Consider the following 14,889-nt stretch of genomic DNA (forward strand, 5'->3'; position numbering starts at 1 on the left):
TCGTCATGTTTAACAATATCCTAGTTGTTTGTATGGGTAATATCTGTCGCTCCCCCACAGGGGAGCGTTTATTACAGGCCCATTTCCCCAATAAAAAAGTACACTCTGCTGGCATTATTGCCAAAGACAATCGCCCCGCCTACGACAGTGCTATCCGCATTGCACAGGAACATAATCTCTGTTTAGACAATCATCAATCACGACGTTTAACCAGCGAATTGTGTAAAGAAGCAGACTTAATCCTAGTGATGGAAAACGATCATATTGATAGGATCCATCAACAGTTTCCCGAAACTCGTGGCAAAGTCATGTTATTCGGCCAGTGGCTTAATAAAACCGAGATCCCAGATCCGCATAAACGCAGTGATGAAATGTTTGAACATGTTTATCAACTGATGGAAAAAGCCGTTATACAGTGGCAAGGGAAAATTTAATTTTAATTTTGGAAGGCTTAGCATTTAACTGATTATGAACACGACAAAAAATAGCTCCCCTGCCTCGGACGAGATCGATCTGCTGGCGCTTTTTAAAGTATTAAAGTCCAGTTATCTTAAAATCGGCTTTTTTACTCTGTTTTTTATTTTGGTTGCAGCAGCTTACAGTTTTTTAGCGACTCCTATCTATCAAGCTAATGCGACACTGCAATATGACAAAGCCAGCCAAGTTTCTCTTGTTGACCAAATGAGTGAAATTATGCCATTAGCCAGCAGTGGCGGCCAAGTCGATTCCGAAATTGAAGTCATTAAGTCACGAATGGTGCTGGGCAAAACCGTGACTAACCTGAATTTAGATACTCAAATCGCACCGGCAGGCTTTTTTGATAAGCTGTGGGGTGATAAAACCGATGCTGTCGTGGCTCTCTATTTAGTTCCTGAAGACTTTATTGGAAAGCCTGCGACGTTGACCTATTTGGGTGATAACAAATATTCTCTCAATATTGAAGGTCAAGTTCTTGAAGGCACCGTTGGTATTCTCTTAAAACAAGACGATATTAGTTTATTGGTTTCATCCTTAGTTGCAGAGGCTGGCCAAGAATTTACCTTAGTTAAAAATGCGCGCTATTCAACCATTGAAGATCTACGTAATACTTTAGCCATCGCTGAAGTGGGTAAAGGAACCGGTATTATCAATATGGCCATTAAAGGTGCCGATAAAACCGAAAACGTGCAAATCTTAAACAGTATTATTCAAAATTACGTCGACCAAAATACCGAGCGTAAAAAAGAAGTCACAAATAACACCTTATTATTCTTAGATGAATATCTGCCTAAGATTAAAACCAAGCTGGATAACTATGAGAATCAGTTAAACACTTTCCGCAAAAAGAATGAATCTATCGACTTATCATTAGAAGCAAAATCCGCCCTTGATAGTGCTTTGCAAGTCGAAGAAAAGTTAAATGAACTCACCTTTAAAGAAGTTGAAATTCAGCAGTTATATACACGTAACCACCCAGCTTACCAATCACTGCTTGATAAGCGCCAGCAGCTGTTACGTGAGAAAGAGAAAATCAGTAAAGCGATTCAAAAACTGCCGAACACTCAACAACAAATTGTTCGTTTAACCCGTGATGTAGAGTCTGAGCAAGCTATCTACAATCAATTAGTGGCAAAACAGCAGGAACTGAGTGTATTAAACTCAGGGATCACTGCTGATGTTCGTATTATTGACTCCGCCGAATCTCAACCGAATGCCGTAGCACCTAAGAAAGCATTAATCTTAGTATTAGCTGCAATACTGGGCTTTATAGTGGGTTGTGCATATGTGATTGCTCGTGAGTTCTTTAATAATAAAATTAAAGGCACTGAGGATATTGATGCACTGGGCATCAACGTCTATGCCACTATTCCTTTCTCTACCCATGAGAAGAAATTGATTGCAGAAGGTAACAAGCACCCACTCGCATTAGAAAACCCTGCCGATACGGCGGTTGAAGCCATTCGTTCTTTGCGTACTAGTGTTTACTTCTCGGTAATGAACCAAGGTAATAATCTGGTTATGGTCACCAGTGCTTCACCGGGTGTAGGTAAAAGCTTTGTTACCTCTAATATGGCGGTGGTGCTAGCAAATGCAGGCAAAAAAGTATTGTTAATCGATACTGACTTACGTAAAGGGCGTATCCATAAAGCCTTTGGATTAAGCAATAAATTAGGTCTATCCGATTATCTCTCACAATCAGATACTAGCCAGCCAAATATTCATAGCAATGTGATTGAAAACCTCGACGTGATTTGTCGCGGTAAGAATGTCACGCACTCTTCTGAATTACTGATGGGCGAGCGCTTTAAACGTTTACTTGATACGGTAAAAGGTCAATACGACATCGTCGTGATCGATACTGCACCAATATTGGCAATCACCGATTCAGCCATTATTGGTAAGTACGTTGGGACCTCATTGCTTATCGCCTACTACGGTGTGAATACCGTAAAAGATGTCGAGTTATCACTCAAACGCTTTAAGCAAAACGATATCGAAATTACGGGTGTGATCTTAAATGGTATCGATGCCAAGTCAGACGATTATAATTATGTTTATGAGTACTAGAAAAGTACAATGAAAAACGCAAAAGTATTAGTCACTGGTGGTCTTGGCTACATTGGTAGCCATACCTGTGTACAGATGATTGAACAGGGCATGCAGCCGATTATTTTAGATAACCTCTGCAATGCTAATCCTGAAGTGCTCAATCGCATTGAAACTATCACGGGTACCAAACCGATTTTCTACGTCGGTGATGTACGTGATAGCAACGTTTTAGATACCATTTTCGCTGAACACCAAATCGCATCAGTTATTCACTTTGCTGGCTTAAAAGCGGTTGGTGAGTCAGTTCAGAAACCGATTGAATACTACGACAATAATGTTAATGGTACTTTGGTACTAATCGCATCAATGCAAAAAGCAGGTGTGAAGAGCATAATTTTTAGCTCTTCAGCGACGGTGTATGGTGATCCTGAAGAAGTTCCATTAACTGAAGAATCTAAAGTTGGTGGTACAACCAACCCATATGGTACCAGCAAATATATGGTTGAGCGTATTCTTACCGACTTACATATTGCGCATGATGAATGGTCACTGACTTTATTACGTTATTTTAACCCTGTCGGCGCACATAATTCAGGTTTAATGGGTGAGGACCCCCAAGGTATTCCAAATAATTTGACCCCTTATATTGCTCAAGTTGCTGTTGGTCGCCATAAAGAAGTCATGGTGTTTGGCTCTGACTACCCAACACCAGATGGTACAGGTGTTCGTGATTATATCCATGTTATGGATTTAGCAAGTGGGCACATTGCCGCGTTAAATGGTGTCAGCCAGAAATCAGGGCTTCATATCTATAATTTGGGTACAGGCAAAGGTACTAGTGTATTAGAAATGATCGCAGCCTTTGAAAAAGCATCAGGCAAGCAAATTCAATATAAGATAGTTGATCGCCGCCCTGGTGATATTGCTGAGTGTTGGTCTAGCCCTAGTAAAGCTCTTAATGATTTAGGATGGCAAGCTCAATACTCTGTGCAAGATATGGTGAATGATAGCTGGCGTTGGCAATCCCAAAACCCTAACGGCTATAAAAAGTAATTTTAAACGTTCATAATCATACTAAAGCAGGCTCAATTTTCGGCCTGCTTTTTTTATTTGTATCATTTTATACTCTAAATAATTCGAGACGCAGATAGGCAAGGAGCATAGATAAACTCTATGACTCGGTGAGCGTAACGTAGTTACCATACCTTAACGAAAAGCGCTGCAACCTGAAGTATGACGAATATAAACACCAACAACCACATGCATCTTTCTTCATTTACGCGTAAAATCCCTGTCCATTGTTTTCTTTAACCATGCTGTTCACTACAGCCATTCGTTATGCCACATATCGTTTTATTCGAACCTGAAATTCCACCCAATACGGGCAATATTATTCGTCTTTGCGCTAACACAGGCTTTAGCCTGCACCTGATCCACCCGTTAGGCTTTACTTGGGATGATAAACGTCTACGCCGAGCAGGCTTAGATTACAGTGAATTTGCTGATATCAAACATCACCATGACTATTTTGCTTTCTTAGAAAGCGAAGGGCTCAATCCAGATAATAATCAGTCTGCAACCGGTGCCCGTGTGTTTGCTTTAACCACCAAAGGTAAGCCAAGCCATAGCAATGTGAGCTATCAACAAGATGACTATCTGATGTTTGGGCCAGAGACGCGTGGATTGCCACCTTATGTACTCGATAATATGCCCATCGAGCAAAAAATTCGTATCCCAATGCTAGCTGATAGCCGCAGTATGAATTTATCTAACTCTGTTGCGGTAGTGGTGTTCGAGGCATGGCGGCAGTTGGGTTACGCTGGGGCATTATTACGCGACTAAGTTAGTAATTATGCTTTACTAGAACTTCCCTCATCACACGACTATTCTTGTACAGAATTCAGTACAAGTATTGGAAGGTAAATGAAAACCATTTCATTCAGTGATGCAAGAAGTAATCTAAAAGCAGTATTAGATAGGGTTGTTGATGATGCAGATGCAACTATCATCACTCGTCGTGATTCAAAGGATGCTGTGGTTATGTCTTTAGAGTATTACAATAGCCTTATAGAAACGATTTATTTATTACGCTCACCATCAAATGCCGAACATCTAATTAAATCAATCGCTTAATTTAAAGCTGGTAAAGTAAAGAAAAGAGAGCTTATAAATGAGTAGATTTTTAATATGGACTGACCAAGGATGGGAAGACTATCGATACTGGCAAACCTAAGACAAAAAACGCTCAAACGCATTAGTAAGCTCATTGATTGACTAGTCCTGATATAGGTTGACAACTTTTCAGGTATAAAATGCTCGATGAACCTCATCGGGCGTTTTATAGTTTAATGATAAATGAGGTCGCCTTTCATTATAAATCTGTATTGATTCTTCAACCAACCTCCTAGCCTGTTCTAAATTTCTCGGCTTTATTAACAAATATTCCATTTTTAATATCCCATTGACTCGCTCTGCTAATGCATTTTGATAACAGTCATAGCCATCCGTCATAGAACATTGAATATTATGTTTTTTATGGATTTCCTGATATTCCGACGAACAGTATTGTAAGCCTCGATCTGAATGATGGATCAAGGTCGTGGTTGAACTTCGTTTTTTTAATGCTTGTACAAATGATTTCTTGACGGCTTTTGTTTTCATATTGTCATCAAGATGATAACCCACTATTTTTCGCGAATAAGCATCGGTGATCAGACTTAAATAAGTATCTCCTTCGTGTGTGGATAAATACGTAATATCAGCAACCCACAGTTGCTCCGGTTGTGAAGGGATAAACCCTGATTTAATTAAATTTGGATGTCGATGAAATCGATGATGACTCAATGTTGTTCGATGATATGACCGCTTATTAGGCACTAATAAGCGATGTTCTCTCAACAAAGAAAATAATCGGTCACGACCAATAATTAATTGTTTTTGTTTCAAAAGAAAGTGTAATTTTCTCACCCCAAGCCTAGGGTGAACTGTTCGCTCAGATTTCACAGCACAAACAATAATTGCATCTAATTTTTTCCGCTTATCAGACGTATCTTGACGTTTGTAATAGGCTTGCCGAGTGATTTTCATAAAACGACAAGCTTTGGTTACGGTGAGTTTTTCAACCGTTTTTTCCTTAATAACTCGGCTTTGCGCTTTTTTGAGAGGCGAACTCCAAAATCCCTATCCATCACTTTGACAACCGCCTCAAAAAAATCAGCTTTGAGCTGCATCTCCTCAAGCTCTTTTTCAAGGGCTTTAATGCGTTGTTCAGGTGTTTGTTGCTCCGAGGTTTGGTTCATAGCAGCACCTTTATAAAGAGTATTGGGCGTACCTTCCGACCAATCTAATCTACCATGCTTACGTAACCAAACCAAAACAGTTGAACGCCCCTGTATGCCATATCGATATTGAGCTTGTTTATAGGTGAGCTCGCCTTTTTCTACTTGGTCAACAACCGCCAGTTTAAAGGCAAGAGAATAATCACGTTGAGTTCGTTTACCTATTGGTTTCATTACACTCTCCAATTTTAGATTGGAAAAGTGTCAACTTTATTTAGGACCGGTCAGATAATACTAAAAGGCCCCCCTTTTATGGGATAGGAAAACCAGAACCACTAAAAGAAAACTTAGCTGGCTTCTGGTCTAGACGAATAGATGAAACAAATAGGCTAATTTATTCAATAGATAATGAGGGTTTAGCTATTATTGCTTGCCGTTATCATTATTAGAAGATTCAATAACTTCTGATGCAGTAACATGAAACAATTCATCTGAGTGGCAATTATATTCATCCAAACCTTTTAACAGCGCCAATTCAGACAAAATAATTACCTTTCTCAAATCCCATCACCATCTTCAAAACCATAAATCGCGCCATTAAAGTTCTGATCCATCTCAAATGATGGCTTATCACTATTGGGTTTACCGACAATACGTGCAGGTACCCCTGCAACGGTCGTATGAGGTGGGACGGGATGAAGTACCACAGAGCCTGCGCCAATTTTCGCACCGCGACCAATCTCAATATTCCCCAAGATCTTCGCGCCTGCACCAATCATCACCCCTTCACGAACTTTAGGATGGCGATCGCCACACGTTTTACCCGTACCGCCCAATGTTACTGATTGCAATATCGAAACATCATTTTCAACGACAGCGGTTTCACCGATAACAATACCTGTTGCATGGTCAAGCATGATGCCACAGCCAATACGCGCAGCGGGGTGAATATCAACGGCAAAAGAGACGGAGATTTGGTTCTGTAGATAGATAGCGAGTGCTTGGCGGCCTTCTTTCCATAGCCAATGGCCAATACGATAGGCTTGCAGTGCGTGGAAACCTTTTAAATACAAAAGTGGCGTCGAGTACTTATCCACTGCGGGATCACGTAAACGCACAGCGGATAAGTCCATAGCAGCAGAAAAAATCATTTGTTCATCATTACGATACGCTTGTTCAACAATCTCCCGCACTTCCATCGCTGGCATAATTGGGGAGCTAAGTTTGTTGGCTAACATATAACTCAGTGCACTACCTAAGTTATCGTGTTTTAGCAGCGTTGCATTGAAAAAACTGGCTAACAGCGGTTCACAATCAGCAAGTGATTTTGCTTCATCTTTAATAAACCCCCAAATCCTATCCAGTTCTTCACGCGACATAATAACTCACTTAATTTTTCGTTTAGTCCTTTGACGTTGGCGTATGCGCAATTTCATCTTTGGTTGCTCGGCCTAATAAGGCTTGCGCTGCCTCTAACACATTTTTATGACAATAGAGGATTTGATAAATTTGCTCCGTGATCGGCATCTCAACACCCGCACGTTCAGCTAATGCTTTCACTTCTTTGGTATTACGATAACCTTCCACCACCTGCCCGATCTCTTTTTCAGCTTCAGCCACACTCACGCCGTTACCTAGCATCATACCGAAACGGCGGTTACGTGATTGGTTGTCAGTACAGGTTAACACTAAATCACCTAAACCTGCCATGCCCATAAAGGTGGAGGGGTCGGCACCTAAAGCAGCACCCAATCGACTCATTTCTGCAAGGCCCCGTGTAATCAAGGCGGTACGTGCATTAGCGCCAAAGCCCATACCATCAGAAATACCAGCACCGATGGCGATCACGTTTTTCACGGCACCACCAAGTTGCACACCAATCATATCGGGGTTTTTGTATACACGGAAACTTTTGCCACAATGGAAAAGTTGTTGTAGTTCATCGCCAAACTGGCTGTCAGTTGCCGCAATTGAGATAGCAGTAGGCATACCTGCCGCTAATTCTTTAGCAAATGTAGGCCCAGATAGCACTGCAAGTGGAATATCATTACCTAATACCTCACGCGCCACATCTTGTAATAAGCGCCCAGTATCTCGTTCCAAACCTTTAGTTGCCCAAATAATACGTGAACCCGTTTGGAGGTAAGGTTGGATCTGCTTAAGTACATCACCAAAAACATGGCTTGGTACTACAATCAAGATATTAAGACTCGCTTTGACGGCGCTTTTTAGATCCGTTTCCAGCGATAAACTATCAGGGAAAGAAACACCAGGCAAAAACGCCTGATTACTACGTTCTTGTTGTAATTTTTGGATATGCTTAGGGTCATGACCCCATAGCACGACCTGATGGCCATTACGCGCTAACGTAATCGCTAAAGCGGTGCCGTAAGAGCCGGCACCGATCACTGTCATTGAAGCAGTATTCATTAAGCGTCCTATTGAACTTCTGTGTTCTGCGCTTCTTCACCTTGCTGCTGTTGTAGGTAATTCATGAACAGAGCATCAAAGTTGACTGGCGCAAGGTTCAGTTGAGGGAATGTACCACGACCCACCATGCTAGTGATTGCTTCACGTGCATATGGGAACAGAATGTTTGGGCAGTATGCACCTAGGCAATGTGCCATTTGTGTGCCTTCAATACCTTCGATAGAGAAAACACCTGCTTGTTGAACTTCACACAGGAACGCCGTTTCTTCACCGAGTTTTGCAGTCGTTGTCACGCGCAAAACAACTTCGTAAACACCTTCAGTCAGTTGAGTTGAAGAAGTATCTAAATCAAGTTTAATTTCTGGCTGCCACTCATGTTGGAAGATGTGTGGTGCGTTAGGTGCTTCAAATGAAACATCTTTTGTATAGATACGTTGGATCTGAAATACCATTTCTGAGTTGTTTTGTTCTGACATAATGTTAATACCTTTTAACTTCCGTATGAGTTTGACTATATATACTCACATACCCGTAAAACAAGAGAGTATAGAGCTATATCAAGCAGATAAATTACTTCTTACCACGCGCTAATGGTAGGTTTTCACCTGACCAACCAGCAATCCCTTCTTTCAGGACAAAGACTTTTTCAAAACCGTGTTGCACTAAATGCTCAGCAGGTTTGCCTGATTCCATGCCACTTGCAGAAACAACAATCACCGGTTTTTGTTTATGTTTTTCTAACTCACCTAAATTATTATCTTTAATTTCAGAAGGTGTTAAGTTGATAGAATCAATAATGTGTCCCTTGCGGAAATCGTCACGAGAACGTAAATCCACAATGACTGCCTCTTCTTTATTAATCAGAGCAATCGCCTGCGCGCGAGTGATTACTTTTGACTTAGAGAACAAACCTTTAAAGGTCATTACGACCACCGCGACGAGCAGCGCTATCCAAACCAGACTCAATAACATGTTCCGGCTGACAAATTGCATGATTTCTTGGATCATGGGGGGCAATCACTCCCGTTAGTTAAAAATGAATATCAAAGGGCTCAGAGTATACCTTTGTGTTGAGCTAATTACAGCCAGTTAGCGCAAACTAGATTGATTTTTTTGCGAAACGCTACGCAGAAACGGTCTTTTTTCCAACAAAAACGTCATTTATACTCCAAATAATTAATGTGCAGTTAGGCAACAAATGAACCAGCCACTAAGCGCATGCCTAAGTAGGTCGCTGACTCAGGTCACCATGCCTTAACCAAAGGTGCTGCAACTTGAGCTATAAAGAGTATCACTCTCAATATAGACCTATAATCCATCCTATCACAAACCCATTACCCCTCAAAAAGTCACGAATAAAGAGGATCTATACTCGGTTTAGCTAAAATTTAGCCCATAATATTTGATTTAATGATACTAATTAGCGAGATAAGCGATACAATCAATTATACTCTAGATCATTCTAGGTGCGGCTAGGCGATAAGTAAGCGTAGTCACTTCGACTTCAACGAAAAGCGCTACAGCATGAAGTATGGCGGGTATAGATTAAAAAATAATGGCGGCGAAACCATAGCTAACCTGTCATGTTAAATCACAGTGTAGCCTTTTGGTTTATCACTGTTTATTTTGTAAGTTTCAGAATTGGGCACTGGTAACCATACCTATCAGATGAAATAATTAGCTATCGTATTTATTCGAGGTTTTCTATCAGAATGGCCAATATATATAACCGGATGAAAATAACCTTTATTCGTCAGGCTATTACCTCAGCACTGTTTGCTTGTGGATTAATAGCGCTATCGCCAACTCAGGTGATGGCGGCCAATCAGATCACCCAAAATAAAGATCAGCTACAAAATTTACTGCAAAATATCGCTGAAAAAGAGAAAAGCGTCAAAGATCAACAAGCAAAACGAGCGGCGTTGCTTAATCAGCTTCAACAGCAAGAAAAAAATATTTCAGCGGTAGGTCGTGGGCTTCATGAAATACAAACTGAATTAAAACAATTAGATAAAGAAATATCTACCTTAAATAGTAATATTACGCGCCTACAAAAACAAAAAGCCGCACATGAAAAACTACTGGCTGAACAACTCGATTCTGCATTCCGTTTGGGTAAACACCAAGGTCTATCACTATTTTTAAAAGGTGAGGAAGGCCAACGTGAAGAGCGGATCCTCGCTTATTACAGTTATCTTAACCAAGCCCGTGAAAAAAATATCAAACAACTCGAAGAAACAACACTTGAACTCAATCAGCAAAAGCAGCTAGAACAGAAAAAACAAGCTGAACAAAAAGCCGCGTTAGCCAAACAGCAGCAAGAAAAACGCAAGTTGGATAATGCTCAAGCGGCTCGTAAGCAAACACTTACTGCGCTTGAAAGTACGTTAAAAGAAGATCAAAAAAATCTCGCTGTGATGAAACAAAACGAGTCCCGACTGCGTGATAAAATAGCTCGAGCAGAGCGTGAAGCCAAAGCGAGAGCGGAACGTGAAGCACGTGAAGCGGCGCGTATTCGTGCAGAAGTTGCCGAAAAAGAACGTAAAGCGAAGCAAACTGGTACTTCTTATAAACCATCCGAAAGTGAGCGTTCACTCATGTCGCGAACTGGGGGACTTGGTCGCCCAGCGGGGCAAGCTTTGTGGCCAGTTCGAGGGCAAACGCTGCATAATTATGGCGAGGCAATTTCAGGCGAATTGCGCTGGAAAGGCATGGTTATTGGTGCCAATGAAGGTACCCAAGTGAAAGCGATCGCCGATGGTCGTGTTTTACTGGCTGACTGGCTGCAAGGTTATGGTCTGGTTGTGGTGGTTGAGCATGGTAAGGGTGACATGAGTTTATATGGCTATAACCAAAGCGCACTGGTTAATGTAGGCCAAGAAGTGCGCGCGGGTCAGCCTATTGCATTAGTGGGAAGTAGTGGTGGTCAGGAACGCCCTGCACTGTACTTCGAAATTCGCCGGCAGGGTAAAACAGTTAACCCTCGCCCTTGGCTAGGTCGATAGACAACAAAATAGCCGAAAAAATTGTTAGGAAAATAAATATGTTGAAACACCAGCCTTCTAAGTTACTCATTGGTTTATCGTTGTTAATGGTGACTCTTCAGGCTAGTGCGGCAAAATTAGCGATAGTCATTGATGATTTTGGCTATCGCACTAAGGAAGATAACCAAATATTAGCACTACCAACGCCTATTACTATTGCCATTCTTCCTGACTCCCCTCATGGTAAACAGGTTGCCACAAAAGCACACCAGCAGGGTCGAGAAATTATTATTCACATGCCAATGAAACCATTGAGCAAACAGCCGTTAGAGAAAAATACCCTAGCGCCTTCAATGAGCGCAGAAGAAGTTGATCGCATCATTAAACGCGCCATTGGCCAAGTGCCTTATGCAACCGGTATGAATAATCATATGGGCAGTGAAATGACATCGAGTCTTTCAGGCATGCGCAATGTAATGGGCTCACTTTCTCAGTCTAATTTCTTCTTTTTAGATAGCGTCACCATCGGTAATACTCAAGCCGCGAATGCAGCAAAAGAGTTTGGTGTCCCTGTTGTTCGTCGAAACATTTTTCTTGATAATCATCAATCAGAAGAAGAAACTCGCATTCAACTTAATAAGGCCGTTGCCTATGCACGTAAAAATGGCAGTGCCATTGCAATTGGCCACCCACACCCATCGACAGTACGTGCATTACAAAAATATTTACCACAACTGCCAGCAGATATTGAATTAGTCGCGGTTAGCGCATTATTGAATGGTCATGAAACGCCAAAACAAGACAAACCGCTGAAAATGCAGCCTGAACAGCCAAAACCATTGCCTAATGACCCCCCTGTAATGCCAAAAGATAAGCATCCTCAGTTGATCCATGTGGGGACTTGTGAATTTGAACTGTCAGAAAATCAAACGGTTAAATTAAGTGGTATTCAGTTTTTAATGTCAGTGGTTGAATCTCTTTATCAAGACAAAACGTTACAGCCATTATTATTAAACAGTAAAAAACCCCTGTTTTCTCAACAAAAACCATAGACCGCCTAACGGATTGCTGCCATTAAACAGCAATCCGTATTTGGATCATTCATCCCAATTTAAAATCACTTTACCTGATTGGCCTGAACGCATAATGTCGAAGCCTTTTTGGAAGTCATCGATAGAAAATTGATGGGTAATAATAGGTGAGAGGTCGAGACCTGATTGAATAAGCGTCGCCATTTTATACCAAGTTTCAAACATCTCACGACCATAAATACCTTTAATAAATAGCCCTTTGAAAATCACCTGCCCCCAATCGATCGCCATTTCCGAGGAAGGGATCCCCAACAGAGCAATACGCCCGCCGTGATTCATGGTTTCTAGCATAGAATGAAATGCTGCTGGGGAGCCAGACACTTCCAACGCCACATCAAAACCTTCTTGCATACCTAATTCTTTCATTACATCTTTAAGATTTTCACGACTGACATTCACGGCGCGAGTGACGCCCATTTTTTTAGCAAGTTCGAGTCGATAATCATTAACATCAGTGATCACAACATGGCGTGCGCCAACGTGCCGACACACTGCGGCAGCCATAATTCCAATCGGCCCCGCCCCTGAAACTAAAACATCTTCCCCTACTAAATCAAATGACAGCGCAGTATGAACAGCATTACCAAACGGATCGAAAATAGCCGCAATTTCATCTGGAATATTATCGGGGATCTTGAATGCATTAAAGGCAGGTAGCACAAGGTATTGTGCAAAGCACCCTGGGCGATTTACCCCAACACCAACCGTATTTCGACATAAATGTGTACGGCCACCTCGACAGTTCCGACAGTGTCCGCAGGTAATGTGCCCTTCACCTGACACCCTATCTCCTATTTTAAAACCTTTAACTTCCTGTCCTATTTCAACAATTTCGCCAATATATTCATGACCTACAACCATCGGAACAGGGATAGTTTTTTGCGACCATTCATCCCAGTTATAGATATGCACATCCGTACCACAAATTGCGGTTTTACGGATCTTAATCATCACATCATTGTGCCCAAGTTCCGGTTTCGGCACATCTGTCATCCATATACCTGGTTCTGCTTTTAATTTGGACAATGCTTTCATAGAGTGGCCTTATTTAATGATCATTAAGCAATGACACCTAATTTTTTGCCAATGCGGGTGAATGCGTCAACAACACGTAGGATATCCTCTTCACTATGAGCAGCAGACATTTGCGTGCGAATACGCGCCTGCCCTTGAGGAACAACAGGGTAGAAGAAACCGGTAACATAGATCCCTTCTCCAAGTAATTCATTGGCGAAAACCTGTGCTAGTGCAGCATCGCCTAACATAACTGGAATGATGGCATGATCCGCTCCCGCTAAGGTGAAGCCCGCAGCAGACATTTTTTCACGGAACAAGGCCGCGTTGCGCCATAAACGTGCGCGTCGCTCGCCCCCCTCACTCATCATATCGATAACTTTAATTGAAGCGGCAACAATTGCTGGGGCTAAGGAGTTAGAAAATAAATAAGGACGGGAACGTTGGCGTAACCACTCTACCACCTCTTTTTTCGCTGCCGTATAACCTCCTGAAGCCCCACCGAGAGCTTTACCCAATGTGCCAGTAATAATGTCAACACGCCCCATAACATCGCAATATTCATGGGTGCCGCGACCATTTTTACCAACAAAACCAACTGCATGAGAATCATCCACCATCACCAGAGCTTGGAATTCATCAGCAAGATCACAAATGGCTTTCAGGTTAGCTATCACACCATCCATTGAAAATACCCCATCCGTTGCGATCAAAATATGTCGAGCTCCCGCAGCTTTAGCATCTTCAAGGCATGCCCTTAATTCAGCCATATCATTATTTGGATAACGATAGCGCTTAGCCTTACACAAACGTACACCATCAATGATCGATGCATGGTTAAGTGCATCCGAAATCACGGCATCTTCAGGCCCTAACAGAGTTTCGAATAAGCCACCATTCGCGTCAAAACAGGAGGAATAGAGGATGCTATCTTCCATACCTAAAAAATCCGCCAGTTTTTTTTCTAATTGTTTATGGGCGTCTTGTGTACCACAGATAAAACGCACTGAAGCCATACCAAAACCATGGCTATCCATACCTTGCTTGGCGGCTTCAATAAGATCGGGGTGATTAGCTAAACCGAGGTAATTATTAGCACAAAAATTAACCACATGCTGACCTCCAGCAATTTCAATATCAGCATCTTGCGATGAGGTAATAATGCGCTCGTTTTTGAATAAACCTGCGGCCTCAGTTTCATTGAGTTGTTGTTTGATTTGCTGATAAAATTGCTGCGACATGATGTTCTCCCATAACTTAACCATTTCTAGAGTTTAATAATAGACACCAGAACTATCGACTTACGCAGCATAAATAAGTTAAGTTTGTAGCCAAGATCACGATCATTAGCTTATAAAAATATCGCGAGTAGAATGTTTACCTATCAGTTAAAGCTGTTGTCACTCTATATAAATGTTATTATGGAAAGATTCATATTCTGTATAGACTCTAAATCATTCGAGGGGCAGCTAGGCGGCAAGTGAATGAGTCGCTAGGAGCATAGAAAACGATGTGGCTGATGCGAGTGAGCGTAGTCACTTCGACTTCAACAAAAAGCGCTGC

General features: G+C 41.7%; 14 protein-coding genes and 1 pseudogene. 8 read left to right on the forward strand and 7 right to left on the reverse strand.

Features of this window, described 5'->3' with window-relative positions:
* Positions 1–5: 5 nt before the first annotated feature.
* The 5 genes from M1E96_RS20305 to M1E96_RS20325 all read left to right on the forward strand — a co-directional run bounded on the left by M1E96_RS20305 (position 6) and on the right by M1E96_RS20325 (position 4,662).
* A complete protein-coding gene (locus tag M1E96_RS20305; RefSeq protein ID WP_369427307.1) occupies positions 6–434 on the forward strand; it encodes a protein tyrosine phosphatase in 429 nt (142 codons plus the stop codon).
* A 34-nt stretch (positions 435–468) separates the two neighbouring features.
* Entirely contained in the window at positions 469–2,547 is a 2,079-nt protein-coding gene (locus M1E96_RS20310) for a polysaccharide biosynthesis tyrosine autokinase (protein WP_369427308.1), read from the forward strand.
* Between the two features lie 9 nt (positions 2,548–2,556).
* Complete coding sequence (gene galE / locus M1E96_RS20315) at positions 2,557–3,582, forward strand: UDP-glucose 4-epimerase GalE (protein ID WP_369427309.1); 1,026 nt, start codon at positions 2,557–2,559, stop codon at positions 3,580–3,582.
* A gap of 285 nt (positions 3,583–3,867) precedes the next feature.
* Complete coding sequence (gene trmL, locus M1E96_RS20320; RefSeq protein ID WP_070929916.1) at positions 3,868–4,371, forward strand: tRNA (uridine(34)/cytosine(34)/5-carboxymethylaminomethyluridine(34)-2'-O)-methyltransferase TrmL; 504 nt, start codon at positions 3,868–3,870, stop codon at positions 4,369–4,371.
* Between the two features lie 81 nt (positions 4,372–4,452).
* A complete protein-coding gene (locus M1E96_RS20325; RefSeq protein ID WP_272580782.1) occupies positions 4,453–4,662 on the forward strand; it encodes a type II toxin-antitoxin system Phd/YefM family antitoxin in 210 nt (69 codons plus the stop codon).
* Positions 4,663–4,830: 168 nt separating this feature from the next.
* On the opposite strand, the gene M1E96_RS20330 is transcribed toward M1E96_RS20325, so the two are convergent.
* A protein-coding gene (locus tag M1E96_RS20330; protein ID WP_319069321.1) for an IS3 family transposase occupies positions 4,831–6,041 on the reverse strand; the annotation gives its coding sequence in 2 pieces (ribosomal slippage) (positions 4,831–5,693 and positions 5,693–6,041; 1,212 coding nt in all).
* Between the two features lie 56 nt (positions 6,042–6,097).
* On the opposite strand from M1E96_RS20330, the pseudogene M1E96_RS20335 reads away from it, so the two are divergent.
* Positions 6,098–6,256 (forward strand): annotated as a pseudogene (locus M1E96_RS20335) (Txe/YoeB family addiction module toxin); the annotation flags it as partial.
* Between the two features lie 108 nt (positions 6,257–6,364).
* On the opposite strand, the gene cysE reads toward M1E96_RS20335, so the two are convergent.
* The 4 genes from cysE to M1E96_RS20355 form a co-directional block, all read right to left on the reverse strand.
* Entirely contained in the window at positions 6,365–7,186 is an 822-nt protein-coding gene (cysE, locus tag M1E96_RS20340; protein WP_369427310.1) for a serine O-acetyltransferase, read from the reverse strand.
* Positions 7,187–7,208: 22 nt separating this feature from the next.
* Positions 7,209–8,237, reverse strand: a complete 1,029-nt coding sequence (gpsA, locus tag M1E96_RS20345; RefSeq protein ID WP_369427311.1) for an NAD(P)H-dependent glycerol-3-phosphate dehydrogenase — start codon at positions 8,235–8,237, stop codon at positions 7,209–7,211.
* Between the two features lie 8 nt (positions 8,238–8,245).
* Positions 8,246–8,713 carry a protein-export chaperone SecB gene (gene secB / locus M1E96_RS20350; protein ID WP_140179830.1) on the reverse strand — a complete coding sequence of 156 codons (468 nt, stop codon included), beginning with the start codon at positions 8,711–8,713 and terminating at the stop codon, positions 8,246–8,248.
* Between the two features lie 94 nt (positions 8,714–8,807).
* On the reverse strand, positions 8,808–9,245 hold the full coding sequence (locus tag M1E96_RS20355) for a rhodanese-like domain-containing protein (protein WP_070929911.1): 438 nt from the start codon (positions 9,243–9,245) through the stop codon (positions 8,808–8,810).
* 704 nt (positions 9,246–9,949) lie between these two features.
* On the opposite strand from M1E96_RS20355, the gene envC reads away from it, so the two are divergent.
* Together envC and M1E96_RS20365 are read left to right on the forward strand one after the other, a co-directional pair.
* Positions 9,950–11,242: a murein hydrolase activator EnvC gene (gene envC, locus M1E96_RS20360; protein ID WP_070929909.1), complete on the forward strand. Its 1,293-nt coding sequence runs from the start codon at positions 9,950–9,952 to the stop codon at positions 11,240–11,242.
* A gap of 38 nt (positions 11,243–11,280) precedes the next feature.
* Positions 11,281–12,273, forward strand: a complete 993-nt coding sequence (locus M1E96_RS20365; protein WP_369427312.1) for a divergent polysaccharide deacetylase family protein — start codon at positions 11,281–11,283, stop codon at positions 12,271–12,273.
* A 45-nt stretch (positions 12,274–12,318) separates the two neighbouring features.
* On the opposite strand, the gene tdh is transcribed toward M1E96_RS20365, so the two are convergent.
* Together tdh and M1E96_RS20375 are read right to left on the reverse strand one after the other, a co-directional pair.
* Positions 12,319–13,347, reverse strand: a complete 1,029-nt coding sequence (gene tdh, locus M1E96_RS20370) for an L-threonine 3-dehydrogenase (protein ID WP_335674198.1) — start codon at positions 13,345–13,347, stop codon at positions 12,319–12,321.
* A gap of 23 nt (positions 13,348–13,370) precedes the next feature.
* Positions 13,371–14,567, reverse strand: coding sequence for a glycine C-acetyltransferase (locus M1E96_RS20375; RefSeq protein ID WP_070929905.1), 1,197 nt, complete (start codon positions 14,565–14,567; stop codon positions 13,371–13,373).
* Positions 14,568–14,889: the final 322 nt, after the last annotated feature.

This window comes from Providencia sp. PROV236, from assembly GCF_033676985.1.
Lineage (GTDB): Bacteria > Pseudomonadota > Gammaproteobacteria > Enterobacterales > Enterobacteriaceae > Providencia > Providencia manganoxydans.

What these genes read in the sequence shown, in the direction of transcription:
- secB (WP_140179830.1), bottom strand. Translation starts at nt 8,713, where the DNA reads ATGTCAGAACAAAACAACTCAGAAATGGTATTTCAGATCCAACGTATC.
- cysE (WP_369427310.1), bottom strand. Translation starts at nt 7,186, where the DNA reads ATGTCGCGTGAAGAACTGGATAGGATTTGGGGGTTTATTAAAGATGAA.
- M1E96_RS20375 (WP_070929905.1), bottom strand. Translation starts at nt 14,567, where the DNA reads ATGTCGCAGCAATTTTATCAGCAAATCAAACAACAACTCAATGAAACT.
- tdh (WP_335674198.1), bottom strand. Translation starts at nt 13,347, where the DNA reads ATGAAAGCATTGTCCAAATTAAAAGCAGAACCAGGTATATGGATGACA.
- envC (WP_070929909.1), top strand. Translation starts at nt 9,950, where the DNA reads ATGGCCAATATATATAACCGGATGAAAATAACCTTTATTCGTCAGGCT.
- M1E96_RS20355 (WP_070929911.1), bottom strand. Translation starts at nt 9,245, where the DNA reads ATGATCCAAGAAATCATGCAATTTGTCAGCCGGAACATGTTATTGAGT.
- M1E96_RS20325 (WP_272580782.1), top strand. Translation starts at nt 4,453, where the DNA reads ATGAAAACCATTTCATTCAGTGATGCAAGAAGTAATCTAAAAGCAGTA.
- trmL (WP_070929916.1), top strand. Translation starts at nt 3,868, where the DNA reads ATGCCACATATCGTTTTATTCGAACCTGAAATTCCACCCAATACGGGC.
- gpsA (WP_369427311.1), bottom strand. Translation starts at nt 8,237, where the DNA reads ATGAATACTGCTTCAATGACAGTGATCGGTGCCGGCTCTTACGGCACC.
- M1E96_RS20310 (WP_369427308.1), top strand. Translation starts at nt 469, where the DNA reads ATGAACACGACAAAAAATAGCTCCCCTGCCTCGGACGAGATCGATCTG.
- galE (WP_369427309.1), top strand. Translation starts at nt 2,557, where the DNA reads ATGAAAAACGCAAAAGTATTAGTCACTGGTGGTCTTGGCTACATTGGT.
- M1E96_RS20305 (WP_369427307.1), top strand. Translation starts at nt 6, where the DNA reads ATGTTTAACAATATCCTAGTTGTTTGTATGGGTAATATCTGTCGCTCC.
- M1E96_RS20365 (WP_369427312.1), top strand. Translation starts at nt 11,281, where the DNA reads ATGTTGAAACACCAGCCTTCTAAGTTACTCATTGGTTTATCGTTGTTA.